At 63.9% G+C, this 26,700-nt stretch carries 21 protein-coding genes; 5 read left to right on the top strand and 16 right to left on the bottom strand.

Annotated elements, in window-relative coordinates; translation table 11 throughout:
* Positions 1 to 45: 45 nt before the first annotated feature.
* Positions 46 to 567, bottom strand: coding sequence for a 2,4'-dihydroxyacetophenone dioxygenase family protein (locus BC1002_RS19405; protein WP_013091684.1), 522 nt, complete (start codon positions 565 to 567; stop codon positions 46 to 48).
* Positions 568 to 897: 330 nt separating this feature from the next.
* Between BC1002_RS19405 and BC1002_RS19400 the strand changes: the two genes are divergently transcribed.
* Positions 898 to 2,316 (top strand): trypsin-like peptidase domain-containing protein, encoded by a 1,419-nt coding sequence (locus BC1002_RS19400; protein WP_013091683.1) that lies wholly within the window; start codon positions 898 to 900, stop codon positions 2,314 to 2,316.
* A 63-nt stretch (positions 2,317 to 2,379) separates the two neighbouring features.
* On the opposite strand, the gene BC1002_RS19395 is transcribed toward BC1002_RS19400, so the two are convergent.
* From BC1002_RS19395 to BC1002_RS19370, 6 genes are all read right to left on the bottom strand, one after another.
* Positions 2,380 to 3,873 carry an efflux transporter outer membrane subunit gene (locus tag BC1002_RS19395; protein WP_013091682.1) on the bottom strand — a complete coding sequence of 498 codons (1,494 nt, stop codon included), beginning with the start codon at positions 3,871 to 3,873 and terminating at the stop codon, positions 2,380 to 2,382.
* On the bottom strand, positions 3,866 to 7,063 hold the full coding sequence (locus BC1002_RS19390; RefSeq protein WP_013091681.1) for a multidrug efflux RND transporter permease subunit: 3,198 nt from the start codon (positions 7,061 to 7,063) through the stop codon (positions 3,866 to 3,868). Before BC1002_RS19390 ends, BC1002_RS19395 begins: the two co-directional genes overlap by 8 nt.
* Positions 7,064 to 7,074: 11 nt before the next feature.
* Entirely contained in the window at positions 7,075 to 8,286 is a 1,212-nt protein-coding gene (locus BC1002_RS19385; protein WP_013091680.1) for an efflux RND transporter periplasmic adaptor subunit, read from the bottom strand.
* A 315-nt stretch (positions 8,287 to 8,601) separates the two neighbouring features.
* Entirely contained in the window at positions 8,602 to 10,068 is a 1,467-nt protein-coding gene (locus BC1002_RS19380; protein WP_013091679.1) for an amino acid permease, read from the bottom strand.
* Positions 10,069 to 10,329: 261 nt separating this feature from the next.
* Entirely contained in the window at positions 10,330 to 10,989 is a 660-nt protein-coding gene (locus tag BC1002_RS19375; RefSeq protein ID WP_238537995.1) for a hypothetical protein, read from the bottom strand.
* A gap of 724 nt (positions 10,990 to 11,713) precedes the next feature.
* Entirely contained in the window at positions 11,714 to 12,196 is a 483-nt protein-coding gene (locus BC1002_RS19370) for a hypothetical protein (RefSeq protein WP_013091677.1), read from the bottom strand.
* Between the two features lie 178 nt (positions 12,197 to 12,374).
* On the opposite strand from BC1002_RS19370, the gene BC1002_RS37790 reads away from it, so the two are divergent.
* A complete protein-coding gene (locus BC1002_RS37790; protein WP_157874714.1) occupies positions 12,375 to 12,917 on the top strand; it encodes a hypothetical protein in 543 nt (180 codons plus the stop codon).
* Entirely contained in the window at positions 12,901 to 13,305 is a 405-nt protein-coding gene (locus tag BC1002_RS19365) for a helix-turn-helix domain-containing protein (protein ID WP_013091676.1), read from the top strand. The genes BC1002_RS37790 and BC1002_RS19365 overlap by 17 nt, the downstream gene beginning before the upstream one ends.
* A 42-nt stretch (positions 13,306 to 13,347) precedes the next feature.
* On the opposite strand, the gene BC1002_RS19360 is transcribed toward BC1002_RS19365, so the two are convergent.
* A complete protein-coding gene (locus BC1002_RS19360; protein WP_013091675.1) occupies positions 13,348 to 14,331 on the bottom strand; it encodes a pyridoxamine 5'-phosphate oxidase family protein in 984 nt (327 codons plus the stop codon).
* A 43-nt stretch (positions 14,332 to 14,374) separates the two neighbouring features.
* A complete protein-coding gene (locus tag BC1002_RS19355; protein WP_013091674.1) occupies positions 14,375 to 15,016 on the bottom strand; it encodes a glutathione S-transferase family protein in 642 nt (213 codons plus the stop codon).
* A gap of 109 nt (positions 15,017 to 15,125) precedes the next feature.
* Between BC1002_RS19355 and BC1002_RS19350 the strand changes: the two genes are divergently transcribed.
* Together BC1002_RS19350 and purU are read left to right on the top strand one after the other, a co-directional pair.
* Positions 15,126 to 16,040: a LysR family transcriptional regulator gene (locus BC1002_RS19350; RefSeq protein ID WP_013091673.1), complete on the top strand. Its 915-nt coding sequence runs from the start codon at positions 15,126 to 15,128 to the stop codon at positions 16,038 to 16,040.
* 136 nt (positions 16,041 to 16,176) lie between these two features.
* Positions 16,177 to 17,052, top strand: a complete 876-nt coding sequence (purU, locus tag BC1002_RS19345) for a formyltetrahydrofolate deformylase (protein WP_013091672.1) — start codon at positions 16,177 to 16,179, stop codon at positions 17,050 to 17,052.
* A gap of 58 nt (positions 17,053 to 17,110) precedes the next feature.
* Here purU and BC1002_RS19340 read toward each other — a convergent pair whose 3' ends face one another.
* The 7 genes from BC1002_RS19340 to BC1002_RS19310 all read right to left on the bottom strand — a co-directional run bounded on the left by BC1002_RS19340 (position 17,111) and on the right by BC1002_RS19310 (position 26,699).
* Positions 17,111 to 17,968 (bottom strand): glycine betaine ABC transporter substrate-binding protein, encoded by an 858-nt coding sequence (locus tag BC1002_RS19340; protein WP_013091671.1) that lies wholly within the window; start codon positions 17,966 to 17,968, stop codon positions 17,111 to 17,113.
* Positions 17,969 to 18,151: 183 nt separating this feature from the next.
* Entirely contained in the window at positions 18,152 to 19,342 is a 1,191-nt protein-coding gene (locus tag BC1002_RS19335) for an FAD-binding oxidoreductase (RefSeq protein ID WP_013091670.1), read from the bottom strand.
* Between the two features lie 34 nt (positions 19,343 to 19,376).
* The gene (locus BC1002_RS19330; protein ID WP_013091669.1) at positions 19,377 to 20,663 is read right to left on the bottom strand and encodes an aromatic ring-hydroxylating oxygenase subunit alpha; all 1,287 of its coding nucleotides are present in this window, start codon (positions 20,661 to 20,663) and stop codon (positions 19,377 to 19,379) included.
* Positions 20,664 to 20,736: 73 nt separating this feature from the next.
* Positions 20,737 to 21,516: a drug:proton antiporter gene (locus BC1002_RS19325; RefSeq protein ID WP_013091668.1), complete on the bottom strand. Its 780-nt coding sequence runs from the start codon at positions 21,514 to 21,516 to the stop codon at positions 20,737 to 20,739.
* Positions 21,513 to 22,700: an electron transfer flavoprotein subunit alpha/FixB family protein gene (locus tag BC1002_RS19320; RefSeq protein ID WP_041735303.1), complete on the bottom strand. Its 1,188-nt coding sequence runs from the start codon at positions 22,698 to 22,700 to the stop codon at positions 21,513 to 21,515. The genes BC1002_RS19325 and BC1002_RS19320 overlap by 4 nt, the downstream gene beginning before the upstream one ends.
* Before the next feature lie 7 nt (positions 22,701 to 22,707).
* A complete protein-coding gene (locus BC1002_RS19315) occupies positions 22,708 to 24,633 on the bottom strand; it encodes a (Fe-S)-binding protein (protein WP_013091666.1) in 1,926 nt (641 codons plus the stop codon).
* A gap of 2 nt (positions 24,634 to 24,635) precedes the next feature.
* A complete protein-coding gene (locus BC1002_RS19310) occupies positions 24,636 to 26,699 on the bottom strand; it encodes an NADH:flavin oxidoreductase (RefSeq protein ID WP_013091665.1) in 2,064 nt (687 codons plus the stop codon).
* Position 26,700 lies beyond the last annotated feature (1 nt).

Genomic DNA, 26,700 nt, shown 5'->3' with positions numbered 1-26,700 from the left:
TGTTGCGGCGCCTCGTGGTATTGCAGAGTCGTTGGGCGCGGCTCGTTACCGGATGAACTGGTCGACGTAGTCTTCGCCGAGGCCGACCGCCGTGTAGTGCTTGCGGCACATGTCGATCTTCGTGAACACGTCTTCGTAGCCGGTGTAATTGCCGTACGGATCGCAATAGAACATCACGCCGTTGACCTGGAAGTACGTGATCATTTCCTCGACGTCCTCGGGGACATACAAGGTATGCGTTTCTCCCGGCGGCTCGTACACATAGCTGCCTTCGGTCGCGACCCAGTCATGTTCGAGATAGCGCCAGTGGCCCTTGAGCACCATGCCGTGCACGGCCTGCGGATGACGATGCCGGCTCAACACCCCGGAGCGGCGCACGCGCAGCAGATTCATCCAGTATCCCTGCGACGCGTTCAGGCACAGCGGGCGAAACGACACGTTTTCGGCCTGCGGGACCCACACGCGTTCGTCGGTCGGAATCGCGAAGGGCACGACGATTTCCTTTTGCGCTTCTTTGGGGAACGGCAGCTGGTACGGCGTCAAATCGGATCGGTTTGCCTCTGGCATGCGGAAATTCCTCGCGAAGTGTGCTGAAAGAACTTTATGTCCACATTGTGGATATCAAGTCCACGATATGGTTATTATCGGAACCGGTTTCGGCGAGGTCAATCCTGGGGAAATCACGGGTCGGGCACGATAAGCCATTCGTGAATTCATCCTCACATCGCGCGACAGCTGCACGCGCAACGGTGGCCGCAAGCGCGCACGACGCACGAACAGCCCATAAATCAAGGCTTCTTCGCCTGTTTTGATCGAGCACCATCTTTAAGCCTTGTTTAAGAGGAGGCCACTACATTACGCATCCAACTTGAAATTTTCGGCAATATTCCCTTGACTATGACCACGAAAAAATACTGGAGCGGTAGCGCTGCGATTTGCGTAGTACTCGCGTTCGGCGGCGCGTATGCACTCAGCCATCGCAGTGCCGATGCATCCGTGAGCAGCACGCAGGGCTCGACGTCGTCGCTGCACGCGGTGTCCGATATCGTCGGCTCGCGCTCGTCGGCGCCCGACTTCTCCAGCATCGTGACGCGCTATGGTCCGGCGGTCGTGCATATCGGCGTGAAAGCAGCCGCATCGATCGACGAGAACGGTCAACGCAAGAGCGGCGGCGAAGCGCTCGGCTCGGGCTTCATCATCAGCCAGGACGGGTACATCCTGACCAACAATCACGTCGTCGACGGCGCGACCAGCGTGAGCGTGAAGCTCACCGACGGCCGTGAATTCCGCGCCCGCGTGATCGGCAAGGACAAGACCACCGACGTCGCCGTCGTCAAAATCGACGCGAACAATCTGCCGACCGTGAAGATTGGCAACCCGGACAGCAGCAAGGTCGGCGAATGGGTCGTGGCGATTGGCTCGCCCTACGGCTTCGACAGCACGGTGACTTCGGGGATCATCAGCGCGAAATCGCGTTCGATGTCCGACGATAGCCCGATCCCGTTCATCCAGACCGACGTGCCGGTCAATCCGGGCAACTCGGGCGGTCCGCTGTTCAATCTGAACGGCGAAGTGATCGGCATCAACTCGATGATCTACTCGCGCACCGGCGGCTTCCAGGGCCTGTCGTTCGCGATTCCGATCGATGCGGCGATGCACGTGAAGGACCAGCTCGTAAGCACCGGTCACGTGACTCGCGGCCGCATCGGCGTGGCCGTGCAGCCGCTCAGCGCCGACAAGGCGAAGGCGCTCGGCCTAGACTCGACGGGCGGCGCACTGGTCGGCTCGGTCGATCCGACTGGTCCCGCGCACGCAGCCGGTCTGCGCCAGGGCGACGTGATCGTCGGCGTGAACGGCAAGCATATCGATAACACCAGGGAGTTGGTCGGTCAGGTTGCGCAACTGTCGCCGGGCAGCAAAGCGACGATCAGCGTGTGGCGCAACGGCAGCGAAAACAAGCTGTCGGTGACGGTGGGTACGCAGCAAGCGTCGGACTTGGCGTCGGCCGAGCCACGCGAAGAGCAGCCGCCCCAACCGCAGCAGCAAAACCGTCCGCGTCTGGGCGTCGCCGTGCGTCCGCTGTCCCGCGACGAACTCCAGCAAGCGCAGCTGCCGGGCGGCGTGGTGGTACAGCAGGCCACCGGTCCGGCCGCCGAGGCAGGCATTCAGGCGGGCGACATCATCGTTGCCGTCGACGGCAAGGTGATTCGCGGCGTCGAGCAGCTGCGCCGCATGATCGCGCAGGCGGACGACAGCGTGTCCGTGACCGTGGTGCGCGATGGTGAACAAGCGTCGGTCGACGTGACGCTTGGCTGATGAGTAGGACCCGCCGGTGCAATGCCGGCGGTGGGCACGACGCGCCGATGCAGCGCGCGTGCCTCAGTTGGGCGGCTGGACCCCATCCGCGTGAGACGTGCTTTGCGATACATTCGGCGGTTCGTCGGGTCCGCCCCCCAGCGCGACGTAAAGCGACACCCCATTCTGCAAGGCCGTCGCCCGAAGCTGGATCAGCTGCTGCTCGGCGGCAAACTGATTGCGTCGCGCATCCACTACCTCGAGATAGATCGAGATCCCGTTTTCGTAGCGCAGCTCCGCCGTTTCGGCGAGTTGCCGCTGCGCCTGCACCGCCTGTTCCTGCGCCGCGATCTGCTCCTTGTAGCGTTGTCGTGCGACCAATGCATCGGAGACCTCGCGAAACGCGTTCTGCACCGTGCGCTGATAGTCGGCGACCAGTTCGTCGCGTCGCGCGCGCGCCTGCGCTAGTTGCGCCTGGCGCTGTCCCGCATCGAAGATCGGCATGCCGACCAGCGCGCCGAACGACCACGCCTGCTTGGCCGGCACGAACAGATCGCCAAGTTCGGCCGACACATAACCGAAGCTGCCCGTCAGCGCGATGCGCGGGAAAAAGTCCGCGCGAGCGGCGCCGATGTCTGCATTGGCCGCGCGCAGCTGCTGCTCGGCCTGTTGAATGTCCGGCCGGTCGATCAGCAACGCGGAGGGCAGGCCCGCGTCGAGTTCGCGAAATTGCGCGGCGTCGGCGATAGGCGGCGCTTGCGGTAGCGACTCGTTCAGCGGCCCGCCGATCAGCACCTCGAGCAGATTGCGCTGCTGCGCGGTAGTCCGTTGCAGCTCCGCCAGCTGCGTCTGCGCCTGCGTGACGAGAATGGCCGCCTGGTCGTAATCGACGCTCGACGTGACGCCCGCATCGAGCCGCATCTTCGCGACGTCGAGCGCATAGCGGCGGCTGTCGAGCGTCTGTTGCGCGAGCGCGATGCCTTCATCGCCCGAGCGGATCGCGTAGTAGTTCGACGCGACGTTGCCGATCAGCGATAAACGGAACGCGTGTTGCGCCTCGATGGTGGCCAGATAGCGGCGCCGCGCCGCTTCGCTGGTGTTGCGCACACGGCCCCAGAAGTCGAGTTCGAACGACGTCACCGCGGCCTGCACGTTGTACTGGTTGAACTGGACCGAGATGTCCGTGTTGTCGAACTCGGGATCGATCGAACCGAGCGGCGCCTTCGTGCGGGTCGCACCCGCGTTCGCATTGACCTGCGGCAAACGCGCGGCGTTCTGGATGCGATAAAACGCGCGCGCCTGCTCGATCCGCGCGATCGACGCGGCGAGATCGCGGTTGTGCTCGAGCGCGGCCTCGATCAGCAGCTTCAGTTGGGGGTCGGCGAAGAAGGTTTGCCAGTCGACTTCGCTTGCCAGATGCGCGGTGGCCGGATTGGCGGTCTCGGTCGTGTCGAAATGGTCGGCAATCGGCAATGACGGCTGTTGATACTTCGGCGCAAAGTTGCAGGCGCCGAGCGAGCAGCAGAAGAGGGGCAGCAGCAGGCGCTTATGAAGGCACTGATGAAGGCGCTTACGCATCGCGCTGCCCTCCGCCCATTTCGCCCGGCGTGGCCGTCGGCAGATCGTCATCGTCGAGATCGATGCTGCGCTTCTTGCGGCTCAGCCAGCGACGCGCGGCCACATAGAACAGCGGCGTAAAGAAGATACCGAACATCGTCGCGGTCAGCATGCTGCCCATCACGCCGGTGCCGACCGCGCGCCGGCTCGCAGCGCCCGCGCCGGTCGCGAGCACGAGCGGCAGCATACCCAACACGAACGTGATGCTCGTCATCAGGATAGGGCGCAGACGCTGCTGCGCGCCGTTCTTCGCGGCGGCCAACGCGTCCTTTCCTTCGGCTTCCTCCTTGATCGCGAACTCGACGATCAGAATCGCGTTCTTCGCTGCAAGGCCGATGATCGTCACGAGGCCGATGTTGAAGTACACATCCGCGGACAGTCCGCGCAGCAACGTCAGCAGTACCGCACCGATCACGCCGAACGGGATGATCAGCAACACCGCGACCGGAATCGCCCAGCTCTCGTACAGCGCCGCGAGCAGAAGGAACACGACCACGAGCGACAACCCCAGCAGCATGCCGATCTGGCCGCTCGCCTGTTTTTCCTCGAACGCGGTGCCGGTCCATTCGTAGCTCAGGCTGCCGGTCAACACGTGCGACGCGATGCGTTCCATCTCGGCGATCGCCGCGCCGCTCGACCGGCCGGGCGCGGCCTGACCCGACAGCGTCGCGGACGGAAAGCCGTTATAGCGTTCGAGTTGCTGCGGCCCGGAAATCCAGCGCACGTGCGAGAACGCCGAGAACGGCACCATCTCGCCGCGGTTGTTGCGCAGGCGCAGCGCGCTCACGTCCTCGGCGCGCATACGTTGCTCGGCGTCCGCCTGCAACAGCACGCGCAGCACGTTGCCCTCGAACACGAAGTCGTTCACGTAGTTCGAACCGAACGTCAGCGCAAGCGCCTGGTTCACCTGGCCGATCTGCAGACCGAGCGCGCGCGCCTTCACGCGGTCGATCTCGACATACAGCTGCGGCGCCTCCGGCATGCCCTCGGCGCGCACGCCCGCGAGAAGAGGGCTTTGCGACGCCTCGATCATCATGCGCCGCGCGGCCTGTTGCAGCGCCTCGCCGCCGACGCCGCTGCGATCCTGAATCTTCATCGTGAAGCCGGTCGCGGTGCCGAGCGAAGGAATCGGCGGCGGATCGAGCGCAAAAATGATCGCCTCGGGAATCTGCCGGAACGCGGCGTTCGCGCGACGCACCAGCGCGCTCGCCGAATTCTCCTCGCCCGAGCGCTCGTCCCACGGCTTCAGATCGACAAACGACAGCGCCGCCGATTGCCCCTGGCCGAAGAAGCTGAAGCCCGTCACGGACGCGACGTTGCGCACCTGCGGCTGCGTTCGCAGAAACGCCTCGACCTGGTCGATCGCGCGCTGCGTGCGCTGGTCGGTCGAACCCGGCGGGCCGGTGTAGGTGACGAAAATGTACCCCTGGTCCTCGGTCGGCAGAAAGCCGGTCGGCAGCCGCGTGAAGAAAAACGCGGTGATCGCGCAGGCCGCGACGAACACCAGCAGCCAGCGCAGCGGCGAGCGCAACATCGAATCGACGCCGCCGATATAGCGCGTGGTGCCCGCGTCGAGCCCGCGATTGAAGCCGCCGAACACGCCGTGCAGCAGACGTGACGCCGGGTTCTTCGGCCGTTCCTTTGCCGCCGCCTCGCTACGCAACATCGCCGCGCACAACGCCGCGCCGAGTGTCAGCGCCAGCACTGTCGACAGCAGGATCGACACCGCGAGCGTGACCGAAAACTGCCGGTAGATGCCGCCCGTCGAGCCCGGAAAAAACGCCATCGGAATGAACACCGCGACCAGCACCAGCGTACTGGCGATCGCCGCGCCTGAAATCTGCCCGATCGCTTTCACCGTTGCGCGCGGCGCGCCGAGCCCTTCCTCGCGCATGATCCGCGCGACGTTTTCGACGACGACGATCGCGTCGTCGTTGAGGATACCGATCGCGACCACCATGCCGAACAGCGACAGAATGTTGATCGACAGCCCGAACAGATAGAGCCCCGCGCAGGTGCCGATCAGCGCGATCGGCACGACGATCGTCGGGATCACGGTCGCGCGCCAGTCCTGCAAGAACAGGAACACCACGACCGTCACGAGCAGCAGCGCCTCGATCATCGTGCGGATCACGCCCTGCACCGAGGTCGTGATGAACGGCGTGGTGTCGAACGGCACGGTCCACGTGACGCCGCGCGGGAAAATCGACTGCAATTCACGCATGCGCTGGCGCACCGCGTTGGCGACCGCGAGCGCGTTCGCGCCGCTCGCGAGCTGGATCGCGATGCCGGCCGACGCCTTGCCGTTGACGGTGAGCCGGTTGCCATAACTGTCGTTGCCGAGCTCGACGCGCGCGACGTCGCCCACCCGCACGGTCGAGCCATCCGGATTCGCGCGCACGATGATTTCGCGGAACTGCTCGGGCGTCGTGAAGCGGCTTTGCGTGACGATCTGCGCGGTGAATTCCGAGCCAGGCGCGATCGGCTGATCGCCAAGGCCGCCGCCGGCGGTCTGGCTGTTCTGCTCCTGGATCGCCTGCAGCACCTCGCTCGCCGACAGCCCGAAGCCCGCGAGCTTGCGTGGATCGATCCAGATCCGCATCGCGTACGACGAGCCGAACAGTTGCACATCGCCGACGCCGTCGATACGGCGCAGCTCGTTGACGATGTTGTTCGACGCGAAGTTGCCCATCGCGGTGGCGCTGGTACCGCTGTCGGTCGCCTGCAGCGCAAGCAGCATCAGAAAGCCCGACGACGCCTTCGTCACACGCACGCCGACCTGCCGGACTTCGAGCGGCAGACGCGGCTCGACGCGGCTCAGACGGTCCTGCACCTGGCTGCGCGCAACGTCGAGATCGGTGCCGGGCTTCAGCACCACGGTGATCTGCATCGTGCCGTTCGAGCGGCTCACCGACGACATGTACAGGAAATGGTCGATGCCGTTCATCTCGTCTTCGACGATCGACGTGACGGTACGCTCGAGCGTACTCGCGTCGGCGCCGCTGTACACCGCGGTGATGCTGAGCGACGGCGGGGCGACGTCGGGATACTGCTCGACCGGCAACAGCGCGAGCGCGATCGCGCCGAACAGCACGATGAAAAGGGCGATGACCCACGCGAAAACCGGCCGGGCGACGAAGAATCGATTCATCGGCCCGCCCGTCAGTGCGCGGCAGAAGCGGGGGCGGGGGCCGCGGCCGGCTGCGCCGCCGGCGAAGCATCGGGCGCGGGCCGCGCGTCGACACGCTGACCCGGTTGCACCTTCTGCCAGCCATCGACGATCAGGCGCTCGCCGGGCTTCAGACCACTGCGCACGGTCCAGCGTCCTTCGCCCTGTTCGCCGAGATCGATGTTGCGGCGGACCACGGTGCCGTCGTCGGCGACCAGCGCGACGCTCGCAACGCCGTTGTCGAGTTGCACCGCGCGCTCGGGAATACGGATGCCCTGCAGCGTGCCCGCCGCGATGATGCGCCCGCGCACGAACTGCCCCGGCAACAGCGTGCGGTCCGGATTCGCGAAGCGCGCGCGCACCGTCTGCGTGCCGGTCGACGGATCGATGACGAGATCGGCGAAGTCGAGAAAACCGCGCTCGTTGTAGACCTGGCCGTTGGCGAGGATCAGTTGCACCTCGACGTGCTTCATGCTGATCGGCTTGCGCGCGCCGGACTGGATCTGCTGCTCGACGTCGAGCATCACGGTGTTCGACTGTGTGAACACCGCGTTGATCGGTGTCAGCTGATTGACCTGCGTGAGCAGCGTGGCCGCGCCCGCGCTGACGAGCGCGCCTTCGGTGACGAGCGCGCGGCCCGCGCGCCCAGCGATCGGCGTGCGTATGATGCAGCGATCGAGCCGCAGTTGCGCGAGCGAAACCGCGGCTTGCGCATCGGAGACATTGGCCTGCGCCTGCTGCATCGTCGCGAGTGCGGCGTCGTATTCCTGCGCGCTGACCGCATGACGACCGACGAGCGGCTTGAACCGTTCCACGACCGACGCCGCGTTGTCTCGCACGGCGGTCGCGCGCGTGAGCGCGGCCTGCGCCTGCTGCAACTGCGCGCGATAGTCGCTCGCGTCGATCTGGAAGAGCGGAGCGTTGGCCGGCAGGTCCGTGCCTTCCTGATACAGCGTGCGCTCGACGATGCCATCGACGCGCGCGCGAATCTCGGCGGTGCGCACGGCCTCGATGCGGCCCGGCAACTCGACGACATCGGCGACAGGGGTGGTGGAAACCGTTTCGACCAGCACCGGAATCGGCGGCGGCATCGACGCGGTGGCGGGAGTCTGGGACCGGTCGTTGCAGGCGGCAAGCAGGAGCGGCAAACCGGTGATCAGCAGCGATACGGCACGACTACGCAGGCGGAATGCGGAGCAAAGCAAGAGAAACTCCTTTGATCAAGGCAGTCTTTTTTGCGCGTGAGATCGGTGACGGTTTTAACGGTTTGCGGTCGAATTAACTGTTCAGAATGAGCGTTAGCGCGTTAATGCGCGGAAAATATTTCCGTTGATCCTACCGGGTCTGGGTGGCTTGTCAATTTCTTCTTGGTTGTCGCGACTGGGACTAGACGCAGCGCGCATGTCCAGAGAGTTCGGCAGGTTGAATGGCAATCGTCGATTACATGTCAATTGCGATCCAGCATTTGACGTCCAGCAATTGCCGCTATTTAAAGGCATGCAATGGTCACTGAATCACACTCACGTACGCTTGCGCTCCGGATGCCGCAACACCGAATGGTCGCGGCCGTATGACAGATAAATCACCATGCCGATCACGAGCCACACGACGAGCCGTAGCCACGTAACGAGCGGCAGGCCGACCATCAGCAGCAAGCAGAACAGGATGCCGAGCACTGGCACGACGGGCACGCCGGGCGCCCGGAATGGACGCGCCGCCTCGGCGTCGCTGCGCCGCAGATAGATCACCGCGCCGCACACGAGCACGAACGCGAACAGCGTGCCGATGCTGACCATCTCGCCGAGCACGCCGATTGGTGTCAGCGCCGCGACGATCGCGACGACCGAACCGATCAGGATCTGGCTCAGATAAGGTGTGTGCAGACGCAGATGCACCTTCGCGAAGAAGTGCGGCAACAGACCGTCTTGCGACATCGTGAAAAAGATGCGGCTTTGCCCATAGAGCAGCACGAGTATCACGGTGGTCAGCCCCGTCAACGCACCGATTTTGATCAGAATCGCAAACCACGTGAGCCCGATCGTATCGACACCCTTGGCGATCGGATCGGGAACGTTCAGCTCGGTGTAGGGCACGAGGCCGGTCAGCACGGCGGCGACGAGGATGTACAGCACCGTGCAGATGACCAGCGAGCCGAGGATACCGATCGGCATGTCGCGCTGCGGCTGTCGCGCTTCCTGTGCAGCCGTCGACACCGCATCGAAGCCGATGAATGCGAAGAACACCACGGCCGAGCCACGCAGAATTCCGCTCATGCCGAAACTGCCGAACTGGCCAGTGTTGGCAGGAATGAACGGATGCCAGTGTTCCGGCTTGATGAAAAACAGACCGATCGCGATAAACGCGACCACCACGGTCAGCTTGACCGCGACCATCACGTTGTTCAGGCGCGCCGATTCCTTAGTCCCCAACACCAGCAACGTGGTCAGGATCGCGATGATCACGACCGCCGGCAGGTTGATCACGCCGGTGACCGTCGAGCCATCGGCCAGCTTGACGACGGTGCCGGGCGCGGCGGCGAGGGTAGGTGGAATGTCGATACCGACGTTGCGCAACAGGCTCACGATATAGCCGGACCAGCCCACAGCTACGGTCGCGGCGCCCATCGCGTACTCGAGGATCAGGTCCCAGCCGATGATCCACGCGAAGATCTCGCCGAGCGTCGCATACGTGTACGTGTAGCTGCTGCCGCACACAGGCAGCATCGCCGCAAGCTCCGAATAACACAGGCCGACGAACGCGCACGCGATGCCGCCCAGGATGAACGACAGCGTGATGGCCGGCCCCGCGAACTGCGCGGCGGCGGTTCCCGTCAGCACGAAGATGCCGGCGCCGATGATCGCGCCGATACCCATCGCGGTGATACTCGTCGCGCCGAGCGTTTTCGACAGATGGCGGCCTTCTTCGACGTCGGCGCTGGCGACGATCTCAGCGACGGATTTGCGTGCCATGTAACCGGTATCGGCCATGATGAGTCGTCCCTTTTCAGTGTTGATTAGGCACGAACCGGTCAGACTGCCATCGGCTCGCGGAGCACGACAAAAACATCCGTCGCCGCGCACGGCAACGGTCACGGCAAGTGCGAAGAAAGCGTCTAACGGAAAAAGTCTGAGTTCAGTCTATGCCGGATTAAAAGCAAAGTGAAATCCGCCTGGTTTGTCGGGGTGATAGGGCAGTGACGTGGCAGGCGCGCGCGGCAAGAGGTGCCGTGCGCCAGTGTGCCGGTGTGCTTAGCCGATACGCCCGCGGCGCAGCACGCCGCTCAGGCCGAGCGAGTGACCGGGATCGTAATAGTGAATCAGGAGCGTGCGCCGCTGCCCGTTCTGTACGTCGAGGTTCGCATGCTGAAGCGCGAAGCCGTTGAATTCATAGACGCTGCCCGGTTTGACCCGAATGCGCTGGCAGTTGCCGACACGCAGATCATGCAGGGTATGCCAGCTGCGCCAACTGAGCGGCAAGCTGTGCAGGAAGCCATGGCGCATCTTGCAGATCAGGTTGGTCAGCGTCGTGACCGACAGGCGCGGCTTGCGGTACATCACGAGGTCGCCGTTGTGAACGCCGTCGGGTGCCAGCTGAAGCGGAATCAGCAGCGTCAGCAGGTGCGAGTCGTAGTGGCGACAGTGGCTCTCCGCCAGCGAAGTCTTGCTGGCACAGCGCAGTACGTGGAACGGCTCGGTCGGTAAATTTGTCTGCCCGACCCTCGCGGCCAGCGCGCGCGCATTCGCGCAGATCGACTGCTCGAGCTCACGAAAAGCCTGAGCGCTACGCAGCATCTCGGCGATCTGCGCGCCGGACTGCGAGCGCGGTGCCGTCGTGTCGAACAGGTGGTCGATGAACCGGTTGATTTCGGCGATCGTCTCCTGGGGAATCACGTCATCAAAAGATTTCAAGGCGACGCTTTTGTCGATTCGAATTCGCTTAGTCTCAGTGTGCCCACGCACGTCTGTCAGGGTGTCCATAGCCCAAATTTCCAATCGTTTTTTGTTCTACAACCGTAATGAAAAATATTCCGTACTAGCCGCGCGCAATGTGCGGCAGCGTACACAAGGTTCTCAGGTGATTGATTCCGATCATTAAATCTAAAGGCGGATTTCTCTGATCGCTTTTCTAATCTCGTTACGAGAATTTGGAAATTGCTCAGACTGCAAAGATGCCCGCGGATGTTGGACGAAATGCGGAAATAATGACTCCATCTCGAAACCCGAATTTTTTGGTGATAATTTGTATTATGTCAAATGCGATGTGTGTCTACCGCGGCCACCACCGGGCTTTTCGGCTACCGTCGCCGGTGTGCATACGGCGTGCCAGAAATTGCCTCCGGCGATGACCGACGATGCGCAGTCGCGTGCGCAAAGTGTCACAAGCGCCAGTCTCATACGCCCCGCACCGTTCGGCGATTGTCAACCAGACTGGCTCGACATTTAAATGTCAAATTTACCGCGCGCGTATTCACACCCTTGCGAATTTACGCCCCTCCGCGCAGATCGGTTCATTCATGCGCGACATATGCCGCAATTAGACAATTGTTAAATATTTCCCTGTGCACCACGAGAATAAGCTTTGAAGCAAACGCGAATACCGCTCTCGCGGCTCAAGCGGATTTTTTATCTTCGGCTATGCCTTGTCATTTAGAGGCGTTTCGCATTTTCTGTCGACCCGCGAGCGTCTCGGCGCGTTACGTGCATTTCGACGCGGCGTACGGGCCGACGTGTTCGCCGCGTTCCCGTTTGCCTCGGTCTGCGATGCATGTTCGAACACCCGCAGACGCTCGGCATCTGCGATCAGTCGTTTCTTGGTCGTCGAGCGTCCCGCCGATCCGAAGCCCATCACCTTTTCGTATTCATGCGGCCTGTCGTGCCTGAAACGGTTGAAGAAGTCATCACCCGGCAGACCGTTATCGAGGCTCATCAGGCAGCCGTAGTCGAGCGACGCGCAATCGCTCAGGGAGCGCGCCGCGTCCGCCAGTGCCCGATAACGGCTTTGCAACGGTTCGTCGCGACCGAAAAGCGCGTGCAGTTCCTGATAAGACACGAGTCTCTTGCGCTTGGCGGCACGCAATAGCATCGCGGCGATATCGCGGGTCTTATCGGTGTTCATGTCATTCTCCTTACCGCCTGCTTGCAGATACCCACTGGCGCCCGATGAAAGCGCCGTCATCTTTGATCGTGTTTATGCGTATCGCGTACCCGGCAAAAATATTTCCGGATATTGAGCGACGCAGTCAAAGTAAGCAGATGGTTACTGGAGTCGGGATTCACAGCGACACTCCGCGCGAATGTCCCCTTTCTCTATAATCCGCCTGGAAAGCGCCGCGAAAACGGTTTTTTCAATCTTGAGAACCCTTTTTTCGCAGATTTCCAGCGAACGCCACCCTGCATCCAAAAATGCATTCGAATGGCATTCGCAAAACAGAAATCCACGCATTCAAACGGGTCAGTCTTCCGACATCTCGCGCGTTACTAACAAGCTCCAGACCTCAAACTCCATGCGGCTTGGCGGTGTCCGGGCAGCCGGCGCGAACTGGTTCGGATTGATGTTTTGTTTAAATCAGTTCAATCAGGTTAGCAAACGTGAAATTCAATCGCAAGAAAGATTTTTTACGAATGCAGAAAGAAAACATAGTGCTAACGTCTTACGCGAGGATTACGTCTTTTTCTATCAGAGGAAAGACGCGATTGATTTTTTATTCTTTTGGACACAGCGGGCGACTTTTCGATTATCTGTAAGTGGCGTGGCCTCTTCTCTGTCTATCCCAGCAACCGATTGCAGTCCGGTCAGCGACCCAACGGCGGAGTTCTCCAATGCATCGACCGAATGACGATTTACCGACCGTCGCACGGCGTCTCACAGCGGGCAAGAAACTGCTCGACGGCGTCGCTGCGGCCGAGGTCGCGAAACAGATGGGAATGGCAAAGACCACCGTCGAGCGCTATCGCAAGCTATTGGAGCAAGGTGGGCTCGAGGCGCTTAGAAACATGAGCGTCGGCGGCCGCCATTCCGCACTCGCGTTGGCGGATCTGGACTGGTTGGCCGAGGCGCTGAGAGCCTCGCCACGGGACTATGGCTTCGACGCCGATGGCTGGAGCAATGCGCGCATGCGCGAGCTGATAAGCCGTCAGTTCGGCATTTCGTACTCGCGAGTCTATGTGTGGCAACTGGCCACCAGACTTGGCGTGTCTTACCGGCTCGGCCGAAATGCGCACTAAAACGGTGGCCGCACCAGCTAACGGACGCGCGTGCGCATCGGCTCAGGCGCTTTCCCGAACCTTTGGCAGAAACTGCGGCGCCAGTTCGACCGCGGACCATTGGAACGGCAACGCGCCACGGCTGCGCCGCACTTCGCCCACATGGAACCGCACGAGCCGCTGCGCGCCCGCAAATGCCGCGAGTTCGTCCCCGTCCCAGATAATCTCCGCTCGCACCGCCAGATAAAGCAGATCGCCGGTTGCGAAGTCGATGACCAGCAGGCCCGCGCGGGGATCGTGCACGAGGTTGCCGATCGTGTTGAAGAAGCGGTTGCCACTGTAGTCGGGCGTGGTCAGCGTTTTTGCGTCGTCCACGCGCACGAAACCCGGTGCGCCGCCGCGATGCGAAACGTCGACACCCTTCCCCACTCCTGCTTCCTCGCTCAGATTCGCGCTGGCGATAAAGAACGTGTCCGCGCTCGCGAGCAGTTCGCGGTCGGCGCTGCTCAGATGCGTGGCAATCTCGGGCTGCGCGCGCGTCGCAGCCGCGTTCCGTTCGATGAAAGACGGCGTACGGCTCTGGATGTACTTCGGACAATTGCCGAAACTCTGCATGACTTCGACCTGTAACGTGTCGCCCTGCACGGACCTTACGACGCCATTCACCCGATTGCGGCGCCGCGTGCGCGGCTCGATGCCCAGCGCACCGAGCTGCGCGCCTTCGCGCCAAGCCGCGGCGAGCGGATCGCCCGCCAAGGTGCCGCCTTCGATGCGCAGGGTGCGCGCATCCGGTGACGAGACGAAGCCCGGCCAACTCGCGCGGAGCGTCGCCCACGGCTGACCGCTCGCATCGACGCCGCCGATCACGAGGAACGGCTGCGCGGCAAAGAACTCACGATGCTGCTCCGGCATGAAACGGCGAATGCCCCGACGCCCCATCGACTCCGCCACGTCACGCACACCCGCGCGCTGCTGCGCCTCCTGCTCGCCGGCATGAAACGGCGACACGTCGGCTCCCCAGTTATTCAACAGAACGAATTCGGACATGATCGGACTCCCTCGCAAGATCTGACGCGGCTCTAAACGCGAATCACGCCGCCAGCAAACCCGCCTTCGTCGACGGCATTGCGATGAAACGCGGCAATGCCTCCACGCGACTCAGCCATGCACGAATGTTCGGATACGGCTGCAATGACACACCGCCCTCGGGTGCGTGAGCGATATACGTATGCGCGGCGATATCGGCGATCGTCACGTGCGCGCCGGCCACGAACGGCTTGCCGGCGAGCTCCTCGTCGATCACGTCGAACAGCTTGACGGCGATCTGCTTCGCACGCTCGTGGTCGAGCGGCGCGCCGAACACGGTAACGAGCCGCGCCGCGCACGGCCCGTATGCGATCTGGCCAGCCGCGAGCGACAGCCAGCGCTGCACCGCCGCGGCGCCGAGTGGATCGTCCGGCAGCCACGACGCGTCGCCATAGCGCTTCGCCAGATAGACGAGAATCGCGTTCGAATCGAATAGCGTGAGCTCGCCGTCCCGAATCGTGGGCACCTGACCAAACGGATTCAGCGCGAGGTACTCGGGCTTGCGGTTGTCGCCCGCCTTCATGTCCAGCTCGATCACCTCGAACGGCAGATCGAGCAGCGTCAGAAACAGCTTCACGCGATGACCGTGGCCTGAAAGCCGCGTCGTATACAGCTTGATAGGCTGGGCGGGGCGGGTGGCGGACATGGAGGTCTCCGGATACGTTGAATGAGACGCCCAGCATATGGCGTAGGCACTGTTGCGCGGAAGCCCGATAATCCCGGAAACACAGTCAAGCGAGAATGGACAATCGATCATGGCCGATGTGCGCAACGTGAACCTGAACCGCCTCGCGATCTTCGTCGCGGTCATCGACGCGGGCTCGCTGAGCGCCGCCGCGACGCGGCTCGGACTCGCGAAGACGATGGTCAGCACGCATATGCAGCGGCTCGAGGCGGAGGTCGGCGCGAGCCTGCTGGTGCGCACCACCCGGCGGCTCGGCGTGACCGAGGCGGGCCGCACGTTCTATGAGGCGAGCGTGAAGATACTGCGCGCCGCCGAGGACGCGCTGAACGCGCTCGGCGGGGAAACTTCGCCGGTACGCGGCACGCTGCGCGTCAGTGCGCCGAACGACTACGGCACGCTCGTCGTCACGCCCGCGCTGGTCGAATTGCGCCGCGCGCATGCGCAGCTCGACGTCGAGCTGCTGAGCAGCGACCGCTACGTCGATCTGATCGCCGATGGCATCGACGTCGCGATCCGGCTTGGCCGTCTCGCGGATTCGAACTATCGGGCGGTGAAGCTCGGCAGCTTCGTCAAATGGCTGGTCGCGAGTCCCGAGTTCCTGCGCACGTGGGGCGTGCCGAGCACGCCGGCCGAGTTGGAGACGCTGCCCTATTGCGCGTTGTCGGTGCTGCCGCATCCGTTGACGCTCGATCTGCGGCACGTCGACGGGAAAGCCGCGAGCGTGCGATGCGAGTCCGCGTTGCGTGTCAACACGGCCAATGCCTGCCGCGCGGCGACGCTCGCGGGCGGCGGCATCGGTCTGCTGACGGATTTTTCGATCGCGGACGACGTCGCGGCGGGACGGCTGATCCGGCTGCTGCCCGAATGGGCAACCGCGCCGGCGAGCATCCAGGCCGTGTTTCCGCCGACGAGTCACCCGCCGGCGAAAGTGCGCGCGTTGATCGATACGCTGAAGCGAAGGCTCGCGGCGGACCCTGCGGAATAGCGCGGCAGATCCTCCTGGCGTTCCCATTCCAGCGCAACGGCGGTTAGCTTCTATCCCCGCGATCGCCCGATTTGCTCTACTGCGACGATGCGCGCCGCGCCCCGCGGCCGCGCCTGATCGTCAATGTGGAGAGCTCATGTCCGCCATTTCCCGTCCTGCACAAGGGGTCCTCACCGTCGCGTGTCCGAGCGCGGCGGGCCAGGTTGCCGCCGTCGCCGGTTTTCTCGAACGGCATCGTTGCTACGTCGACGAACTCACCGTATTCGACGACGAACTCAGCGAGCGCTTTTTCGTGCGCTGCGTGTTTCACCACGTCGATCGCGACGACGCGCTGCAGATCGCCACGCTGAAGCAGGAATTCGCGCCGATCGCCGAACGCTTCCGGATGACGTGGGCGATCCACGATCTGTCGATCCGGCCGAAAGTCATGATCATGGTGTCCAAACTCGAACACTGCCTCGCCGACCTGCTGTTTCGCTGGCGCATGGGCGAGCTGAAGATGGACATCGTCGGCATCGGCTCGAATCATCGCGACCTCGAACCGCTCGCGCGGCAGCACGGCCTGCCGTTCCATCATCTGCCGATTACCGCCGACACGAAGCCGCAACAGGAAGCCCAACTCCTCGACCTGTTCGACTCGTCCGGCGCCGAGCTGCTGATTCTCGCGCGCTACATGCAGATCCTGTCCGCCGAAACGAGCCGCGCGCTCGCCGGGCGCGCGATCAATATTCACCATTCGTTCCTGCCGGGGTTCAAGGGGGCGAAACCGTATCACCAGGCCCATGCGCGCGGCGTCAAGGTGATCGGCGCCACCGCCCATTTCGTTACCGACGATCTCGACGAAGGCCCGATCATCGAGCAGGGGGTCGAACCGGTCGATCACTCGTACAGTCCCGAACGGCTGCTGACGACCGGACGCGACGTCGAGTGCATTACGCTCGCGCGCGCGGTGAAGGCGTTCGTCGAGCGGCGGGTGTTCATCAACGGCGAGCGCACCGTCGTGCTGCGGTAAACAGAAAAACGCCGCTGAAAAGCGGCGTTTTCATCAGGCTGCGCCGACGCTTGCCGGCTTACTTCACCCAGCTATCCACGCGGTCCGAATGCGCGCTGATCCACGCGTCGGCCGCCGCGGCCGGCTTTTCGCCGTTCTGCGTGGCCAGCATCACCGTGTCGATCTCACCCGGCTTCCATTGGAACTTCTTCAGGAACGCGACCACCGTCGGCGCCTTTTTCTCGAGCTCCGGATTCACCACGCTATCGACGTGCTCCGCTTCACCGAATACCTTCTTCGGATCGTCGAGGAATTTCAGCTTGTACTTCGCGAACATCCAGTGCGGCTTCCAGCCGGTCACGATGATCGGCTTGCTGGCCGCCTCCGAGCGCGCCAGCTCGGCGGTCATCGCGCTGCCTGAACTCGGCATCAGCTGATAGTCGAGCCCGTACGCTTTGATCGCCTCGCTGGTTTTCTGCATCACGCCAGCTCCAGCGTCGATGCCGACGATGCGCGCGCCGAACTCCGACTTCTTCGCCTGCAGATCGCCGACGCTCTTCACGTCCACGTTGTCCGGCACGATCAGCCCGATCTTCGCGTCGTTGAAGTTCGGCCCGAGGTCGACCACCTTGTCCTTGAAGTTGTTCCAGTACGCGCCGTGCGTGACCGGCAGCCATGCGGACAGCGTCGCGTCGAGGTCGCCCCGCGCCACGCCCTGCCACATCACGCCGGCCGCGACCGGGACCAATTGCACCTGATAACCGAGGCGTTTTTCGATCACTTCGGCGGCCACGTTCGACGTCGCGACGCTATCGTCCCAGCCCTCCACGTAACCGATCTTGATGGTCGGCTTCGAATCGGCCGACACGCCCGCACTGACCGCCGCCAGCATCACCCCCAACGCGCTTGCCACCACTACCTTTCCGATCAGTCTCATCGACGTTCTCCCGTTGATCCATTTGCCCATTGACGCGTTTGCCATCGAACCGCACACCGCGCATTTAGAATCGCCAACCAGAATTGCCGGGTAGCGTTGTTTTGCGACATGCAGTTGTCCGCATGCGACTTCCACGCAAATCCGCCCAGTGTTTGCCGCGTTCTTGTGGTGTTACCAGTCGTATTACTTGTCGACGACGAGATCGCTCAGCGGCTTGCTGCAGCACAGCAGCACCATGCCCTGATCGATCTCACGCTGACGGATTCCGCCCGCGTGCTTCATCGCCACCTCGCCGGACACGAGCTTCACCTTGCAGGTGCCGCACATGCCTTGCGTGCACGACGCCGGCAGCCGCACGCCCGCCTGCTTTGCCGCTTCGAGCACATGCTGGTCGCCGCCGCACTCGATGTCGCGATGACTGCGCGTAAAGCTGACCTTGAAACGCGTCGCGGTTTCCGCCGGGGCGGGCGCATCGCGCAGCGCGTCGGCGACATGCGCTTCGGCCGATTGCGCGGCGACTTCGCTGACGGTCTCGAACGAGAAGCTTTCCTCGTGATAGTGCTGGCGATCGAAGCCGCCTTCGTCGAGCAGATTGCGCACCGCCTGCATGTACGGTGCGGGCCCGCAGGTGAAAATCTCCCGCTCCAGAAAATCCGGCGCAATCAGTTTCAGCAGCGGCAACGTCAGAAAGCCGGTGATGCCGGGCCAATTGGTGCGCGCGCCCACGCGCTCGCAGACGAACGCGGTGCGGAAATGCGCCTGATTGGCGGCGATCAGATCGAGCTCGCGCGCGAAGATGATGTCGTCCGGCGTGCGCGCGCTATGCACGAAGACGATATCGCTGTCCTCGCCGAGTTCATGATGCGTGCGGCTCATCGACATCAGCGGCGTGATGCCCGAGCCCGCCGACAGAAACAGGAACTTGCGCGCCGGATGCCGCGCGCAGGTAAATTCGCCGGACGGCCCGAGCACGCGCACCTGCATGCCCGCATGCAGATGGTCGTGCAGCCAGTTGGACACCGGGCCGCCGGGCACGCGCTTGACGGTGATCGAGATCGTATGGGGCCGCGTGGGCGGCGACGAGATCGTATAGCAGCGATTGATCGTCTCGCCGCCTATCTCCAGCTCCAGCGTGATGAACTGCCCCGGCTCGAACACGAATGCCCGCCCCGATGGCGCACGGAAGAAAAAGCTCTTCACGTCGTGCGTTTCGCTGCGAACCTGGCAGCACTCCAGCGTGTCGTCGGAGTCACTGTTCCAGCGTGCCGGCAGCGCGTCCCAGAAGCGCGGCTGCGTCACACGGCTCAACGCGCCCGCTGGATTCTGTGAAGTCTGCTCGATGTCCGCTTGAAACATGGCCTGATCGCGCATCATGGTTGTCCCCCCGCTCGTCATTGCGGTGTTGCACTCAGCGCGCGAACGACACGACTTTCTCGTCGTGCGCTGCTCGCGGGTTCGCGTCGTAATCCGCGAGACGGCCGATATACCATTCGCAGAACTTTTCGACGAGTCCTTCGGTGAACGGCGAATACGGACCCGGCTCATACGCGCTGCTCGTCGCGCCGCGCTGCGAATATTCGACCAGCGCGCGATCCTGGTCGTTGGTCGCGCGCCACACGGCGGTCAGATTGTCGACGTCGTAATCGATGCCTTCGCGCGCGTCCTTGTGCACGAGCCATTTGGTGCGCACCAGCGTTTTGCCGGCCGACAGCGGAATCACCGAGAAGCTGACGATGTGGTCGCTCATGAAGTGATGCCACGAATTCGGCTGAGTCCAGAACGACAGGCCGCCGAGATCGGCCTCTTTGAAACCGCCGAGCAGTTTCTTCGATGCGACCTTCGCGTCGAGCGTCTGCGATTCACCGTCGCGATCGAGCGGCAGACGTTGCGTGCGAAACCCGGTGACCAGATCGGCGAGCCGCTCGATTTCCGCCGACGGCAACTGCATCGCCTCCCACTGCGCGGTGCGGCGCGCGACGGTGGCCTCGAACGCGGCCATGCCTTCCTCGTTCGCCGGCGAGCGTTGATAACCGAAGCCGTACTCGTACAGCGAGATGGTCAGCTCAGGATGGTTCGCGACGCAGTGATAGCACTCGCGATTGTTCTCCATCGTCAGCTTCCAGTTGCCGTCCTCGATGATGTCGATCGACGCGGCGATCTTGCAGCCGGCCAGATCGTGCGGCAACAGATACGGTTCCATCGCGGCACGCATCACGGAAAAATCAGCGGGCGGCTGCTCGGCGAGACAGATGAAAATCAGCCCCGCGAGATTCTCGACATGCACCGCCTTCAGGCTATGTTTGCAGCGGTCGAACTGTTCGCCCATGTGTTCGGCGAACATCAGGTCGCCATTGAGGCTATACGTCCAGCTGTGATACGGACAGACGATATTGCCGAGCGAGCCCTTGCCGGTATTGCACAGACGCGCGCCGCGATGGCGGCAGACGTTATGAAACGCGCGCACCTGCATGTCGTCGTCGCGCACGATCAGGATCGAGTCGTTGCCGATCTCGACCGTCACGTAGTCGCCCGGCTCTGGCACGTCGGGCTCGACCGCTACCTGAATCCAGTGCTGGCGGAAGATCGCGTCGATATCGAGCGCGAAAATATCCTCGCTCGTATAGAACGGCGCTTCCAGTGTGTAATTTGGCTTGCGGCGTTCGATCATTGCGCGAACGTCTGCGGAAACTTTCATTGTGTGCTCCGTTGCGTGTCACGTCTGGCGCCGCGCCAGGCCCTCCTGGTCGCATGCTGGCCCGAGCCGGAATTCAGTAATCCACCAGTTGATGCTCGCGCAAATACGCGAGGATCACTTGTGCTTTTTCGACGGAACTCCCTTCAATTACGACGCTGCCGCCGCGGCTCTCGGTCGTCGTCGCCGACAGCATGCGCGCGTGGCCCGAGCGCTTTTCGGCAGCGGCGAGCCGCACCGGTTTCGCGGTGGCGGGGCCGATGGTCCATGCGGACTGTTCGGGAGTAATGCCTTGCGGCGCGGCGGCGCCGGGCGCGGTGGTGCGCTCGATCGTGCCTTCGCGCAGCCGCGCATACGCGTACGACGTCGCGGCGTTCGCGAGCGGGTGCACGGCGATCAACGCGGGCAGCCGCACTTCGACGCGCCGTCGCAGGCCCTTCGGCATGAACTGCCGGACCTGCGCGCAACCATCGCGCACAGCCAGATCGACGGCGGCGCCGACGAGCGGTACCGCCAGCGCATGCGCGACGCGATACGGCAGCATGCCGCTATCGAAGCCGCCTTCGGCGCGCGTGCCGGTCAGCACCAGTTCGTAGTCACGCAAACGCGCGGCGAGTTGTGGCGCCGGATCGGCGTCGAGTGGCATGTCGAGCACTTCGACCGAACGCGCGCCGAGCGCCAGATACTCGTTCAATGCAGCGTTCGACGGATCGCCCGCATGCAGCACGTCGAGCGTCGCGCCATGCGTTCTCGCGAGCGACAGCGCCAGCGTCAACGCTGCCGCATCGTTGCGGCTATAGCGCGCGGCGCCGCTAAGCGGATGACGTCCGACCGAAACCAACACGGCGATCTTCATGCGAGCACTCCTTCGGCTAGCTTGCCCGGCTGCAACAGCGCGGCCGAAGTCGCACGCGCGCCGCGCGCCGCGGCCGCCGCTTCGTTGAGCGCCGCGATGGTTTCCTGCGCGTCCGCGATCACGGTCAGATTCGCGCGCTTCGCGATCGGCGCGCTCGCGTCGAGATTGACTGCGATCACATGGCGGCAATCCTTGATGCCCTGCAGATGCTGCACCGCGCCGGAGATGCCGAACGCGATATACACGCTCGCCTCGACGGTCTTGCCGGTCGCGCCGATCTGCTTGTCGCGCGTGAACTTGCCGTCGTCGACGGCGACCCGGCTCGCGCCGATCGCCGCGCCGAGGGTCGTCGCGAGCCGCTCGAACGCGGGTACGTCGCTGACGCCGTTGCCCGCCGATACGATGAAGTCCGCCTCTTCCAGCGCAACCTGCGCCGCGTCGATTTCGTCGATGCCGAGATCGCGTATCGCGCGTTGCGCGTTCGCTGCTTCTGCCTCGCGGTCGAAGCGCCACGCGACCCGCTCGCCCGCGCCGACGAACGGCAGCTTCGGATCGACCGCGTTCGGCTCGAGCAGCACGACTTCGGGCAGCGCGCGGCTGGCGAGCGCCGTATTCGCGCGGATATAGGTGGACACGTGCCCGGCATCGATCTCGACGACGTGCGTCGCGACGCTTGCATCCGCCACCGACGCATAACGGCGGCCGAGGTCGCCGTCGCCGGTCGCGTTGTCGGGCAGGAAGACATGGGCCGGCGCGTAGGCTGCGACGCAGGCCGCCAGCGCATTCAGCTCATCGTCCGGTGCGTACGTGCGGCGGTCGAACATCGGCAATTCGATCAGCTTGTCGGCGCCGAGCGCGGCGGCATCGCCGGTGAATTCGCCGAACACCAGCAACACGACTTCGGTTTGCGCGTCGGCGATCAGCGCGGCGGCGGCGAGCGTCTGCCGCGCATGTTCATCGAGCGCGCCACGATCCGCGTGCGCCGCTACCAGCAGCACATGGTGCGGCGTGGCGGTCGTGCGGCGCGGCTTCGGCTGTTCGCGATGCCCGGCATGACGCGCATCGGCTAGCGACGCACTACCCGCGGCATCCGCCATGCCAACCACGCCGAGCGTGATGCGCCGGAGCCCCTGCGCCGTCACCGAGAAAGGCCGGCGCGGATCGATTCGTTTGAGCGTATTCATCATCGCGTTACTCCAGCGCCGCGGCGACCAGTTCGGCCACGTCCAGCACTTCCGGACGCGGCCCCACTACCCCTTCGAGCATCGCCGTGCAATTCGGGCAGCCGACCGCAACGATCTCCGCGCCGCTTGCGCGCGCGTCGTCGATACGGATATCGGGAATCCGCCGTTTGCCGGGGATATCGGTCAACGGTGCGCCGCCGCCACCACCGCAGCAGCGTCCGCGCATCCCGTGCCGCTCCATCTCGACCACCTTGATGCCGATGCTCTTCAGCACACGCCGCGGCGCTTCCGTCTCGCCGTTGTAGCGGCCCAGATAGCACGGATCGTGATAGGTAATGTTGCGCTCTGCGACGGCGGCGGCCGCGCGCGGCGACAGCTTGCCGCTCGCGATCAGTTCGTCGATCAGCGCCGTGTGATGCTGCACCTGATAGAAGCCGCCGAGCGCGCGATACTCGTTGCGCAGACTATGCAGCACATGCGGATCGGCGGTAACGATGCGCGTGAACGAGTACTGCGAGAGCGTGCCGATCAGCGTACGAGCCAGTTGCTGGAACGTCGCTTCGTCGCCGAGACGCCGCGCGGTGTCGCCGGTATCGGTTTCGGCGCCGCCCAGCACCGCGTAATCGACGCCCGCGCGGTTCAGCACCTTGACGAGCGCGCGCAGCGTGCGCTGATAGCGCATGTCGAAAGCGCCCTCGCCGGCGATCAGCAGTACGTCCACATGACGGCCCGGCTGCGCGACCTGCACCTGCAGATCGACGGCCCAGTCGTAACGCGCGCCGATGTCGTAGCCGTTGATGCTGCCGGTCTCGCGCAGATTCGCGAGCGTCGCCGGCCCCTTGCCGGGCACGCTGCCTTCGACGAGCGTCTGGTTGCGGCGCATGTCCACGATTGCGTCGACGTGCTCGATCAGCATCGGGCACTCCTGTACGCAGGCGCGGCAGGTCGTGCAGGACCACAGCGTGTCCGCTTCGATCAGCGTCGAGATCAGTGGCTTACCCGGCGCGCCCGCATGCTTGCCGACCGGAATGCCTGGGGTCGGGCTGCCAGCGTATTGCGCGTCGGTGCCGCCGACCATGCCGGTCACCAGATCCTGAATCAGCTTTTTCGGGTTCAGCGGCTGACCCGCCGCGAACGCGGGGCACGCCGCTTCGCATTTCCCGCATTGCACGCAGGCGTCGAAGCTCAACAACTGGTTCCAGCGGAATTCGACCGGCTTGCCGACGCCGTATTCCTTCGCGTCGAGCAGCGGCATTTTCAATGCCGTGGGCGGCACGGCGTCGGGAGCGTTACGCGCCGCGGCGGCATCGGCAAAGCGCTCCTGACGCGGATGAAACGCGAGGTGCAGCAGACCCGCCAACGCATGTTTCATCGGACCGCCGCGCGCCGCGCCGAACGTCATCGTGAACGCGCCCGCCGCGATCAGCAGCGCGACGATCACGGCGAGCGCACCGGACATCGCCGTCGCGGGCAACGCGATGAACAAGGCGAGACCGAGCGCGAACGAACCCAGCAGCAGCGGCAACTGATCCCAAGGCCCACGCGAGAGCCGCGCCGGCACCGTCTTCGCGCCATGCCGGCGGCGCCAGACGAACACCGTGCCGATCAGCATCGCCAGCGCGGCGACGAAGATCAGCTTGTCGAGCCACGGCGAGTAGATCGCGAAGCCGTAGTTGACGAACACGAGCGCCATCGCGAGGATCGCACCGCCCGCCGTTGCAACGTGCGTGCGTGCGATATACGGATCGCGCGCAACTACATGATGCAGGTCGACGAAGTAGCGTTTCGGGATCGCGAGCAGATTGGTCCAGCCGTAGGCGCCCGCGACGGTCGCGCGGCCCTCGCGCCAGTAGGCGGCGCGGCGTGCCAGCGCGAACGCGAGACCGGCCACCGACACCCACAGCAGGACGGTGATGACAAACACGGGGCTCATCGTCAGAAATCCTTGCAAAGGCGCAGCGCGTCGTAGATCGCGCCGTGAATGTTGTGCATCGAGATGCAGTCGCCGACGCGGAACAGCAGGAAGCGTCCATTGCCGAGTTGCTCGTCCAGACACGGTTGCGGTTCGGACGCGAACAGCTTGTGCACGTCGACCTGGCCGCGATTGACCGATTCCGGCTTCAGCTTCCAGTAAAGCTGGTCGTTCGGCGTGCTGCCGTTTTCGATCACCACCTGATCGACCGCGCGCTCTTCCTGCTCCTCGGTGTACTCGTTGCGGATCACGGCGATCTTCTTGCCGTCTTCCTCGTACACCTTGTCGAGCCAGTAGTTGGGCGTATGGATCACGCCTTGCGCGTACAGACGGCGATAGAAGATCGGGAACGTGGTGCCGCCGACGTCGTCGGCGACCTTCACGTCGGGCGTGACGATCTCCACGTTCCCGCCACGGCTCGCGATGAAATCCGCGACGCCCGCGCCCGCATGCGTGCTGACGCCGTCATACACGAGCACGTTTTGGCCCGGCTCGACCTTGCCGGCCAGCACGTCCCACGAACTGACCGCGAGTCCCGCGTCGACACCCCATGCCGCGACCTGCGACGTGAACGCCGAACCGCCGGTGGCGAGCACGACGATGTCGGGCTTCTCGGCCGTGATGGTCCGCTCGTCGGCGGCGACACCGAGGCGTCGATCCACGCCGAGGCGCTTCGTCTCCATGTCGAACCAGCGCACGATGCCCGCCATCTGCTCGCGCTGCGGCGCTTTCGCCGCCAGCATGATCTGGCCGCCCACGTAATCGTTCTTCTCGAACAGCACCACGTCGTGACCGCGCGACTTCGCGACGCGCGCCGCTTCGAGCCCCGCCGGCCCCGCGCCGACCACGACGACTTTGCGCTTCGGCCCGCGCGACTTGACGATCACGTGCGGCATCGTCGCTTCGCGCGAGGTCGCGGCATTCTGCACGCACAGCACGTCGAGCCCGTTGTACTGACGGTCGATGCAGTAGTTCGCGCCGACGCACTGCTTGATTTCGTCCTCGCGGCCATCGCGGATCTTGATCACCATATGCGGATCGGCGATCTGCGCGCGCGTCATGCCGACCAGATCGACCATGCCGCTCGCCAGCAGCCGCTCGGCTTGGCCCGCGTCGCGGATGCTTTGCGCGTGCATCACCGGCACCTTGACGACCTGCTTGATGCCGGCCGCCAGATGCACGAACGGCTCGGGCGGCAGCGCCATCGGCGGCATGCAGTTGGCGAGCGTGTTGTGGGTGTCCGCTCCGGAACCGATCACGCCGAGATAATCGATCAGGCCGCTCTCGCTCATTGCCTGAGCGATTTCCTTCAGCTGTTCGTGATCGAGCCCGTCTTCATGGAATTCGTCGCCGCACATGCGCAGACCGACGCAGAAGTCGGCGCCGACCGCCGCACGCACCGCCTGCAACACTTCGACGCCGAAACGCAGGCGGTTTTCGAGCGAACCGCCCCATTCGTCGGTACGGAAGTTGGTGCGGGGGCTCCAGAACTGATCGATCAGATGCTGGTGCGCGGCCGAGATCTCGATGCCGTCCATGCCCGCATCCTTCACGCGCTTCGCTGCCGTCGCGAAGTCGCCGATAATGCGGCGAATCTCCTCGACCTCGATGATCTTCGCATTGCCGCGATGCACCGGCTCGCGCACTCCCGACGGCGACATCAGATGCGGCCAGTGCTCGCCGTGAAACGCCGAACGGCGTCCCATGTGAGTGGCCTGAATCATGATCTTCGCGCCATGCGCGTGCATCGCTTCGGCGAGCCGCGCTAGCGGATCGACGATCTTGTCGGTGGCGAGATTCACCGACTTCCACCAGCCTTGCGGGCTGTCGATCGACACCGGGCTCGACCCGCCGCACACGGCGAGTCCGACGCCGCCCTTGGCCTTTTCCTCGTAGTAGCGGATATAACGGTCGCCGGGCAGGCCGCCCGGTTCCGCATAGACCTCCGCGTGCGCGGTACTGACGATGCGGTTGCGCAGCGTCAGCTTGTTCAACGTGAGCGGCTTGAAAAGGTTCGGGTAACGCATC

Source organism: Paraburkholderia atlantica (genome assembly GCF_000092885.1).
GTDB lineage: Bacteria > Pseudomonadota > Gammaproteobacteria > Burkholderiales > Burkholderiaceae > Paraburkholderia > Paraburkholderia atlantica.
This window is presented reverse-complemented; position numbering and strand designations above follow the sequence as displayed.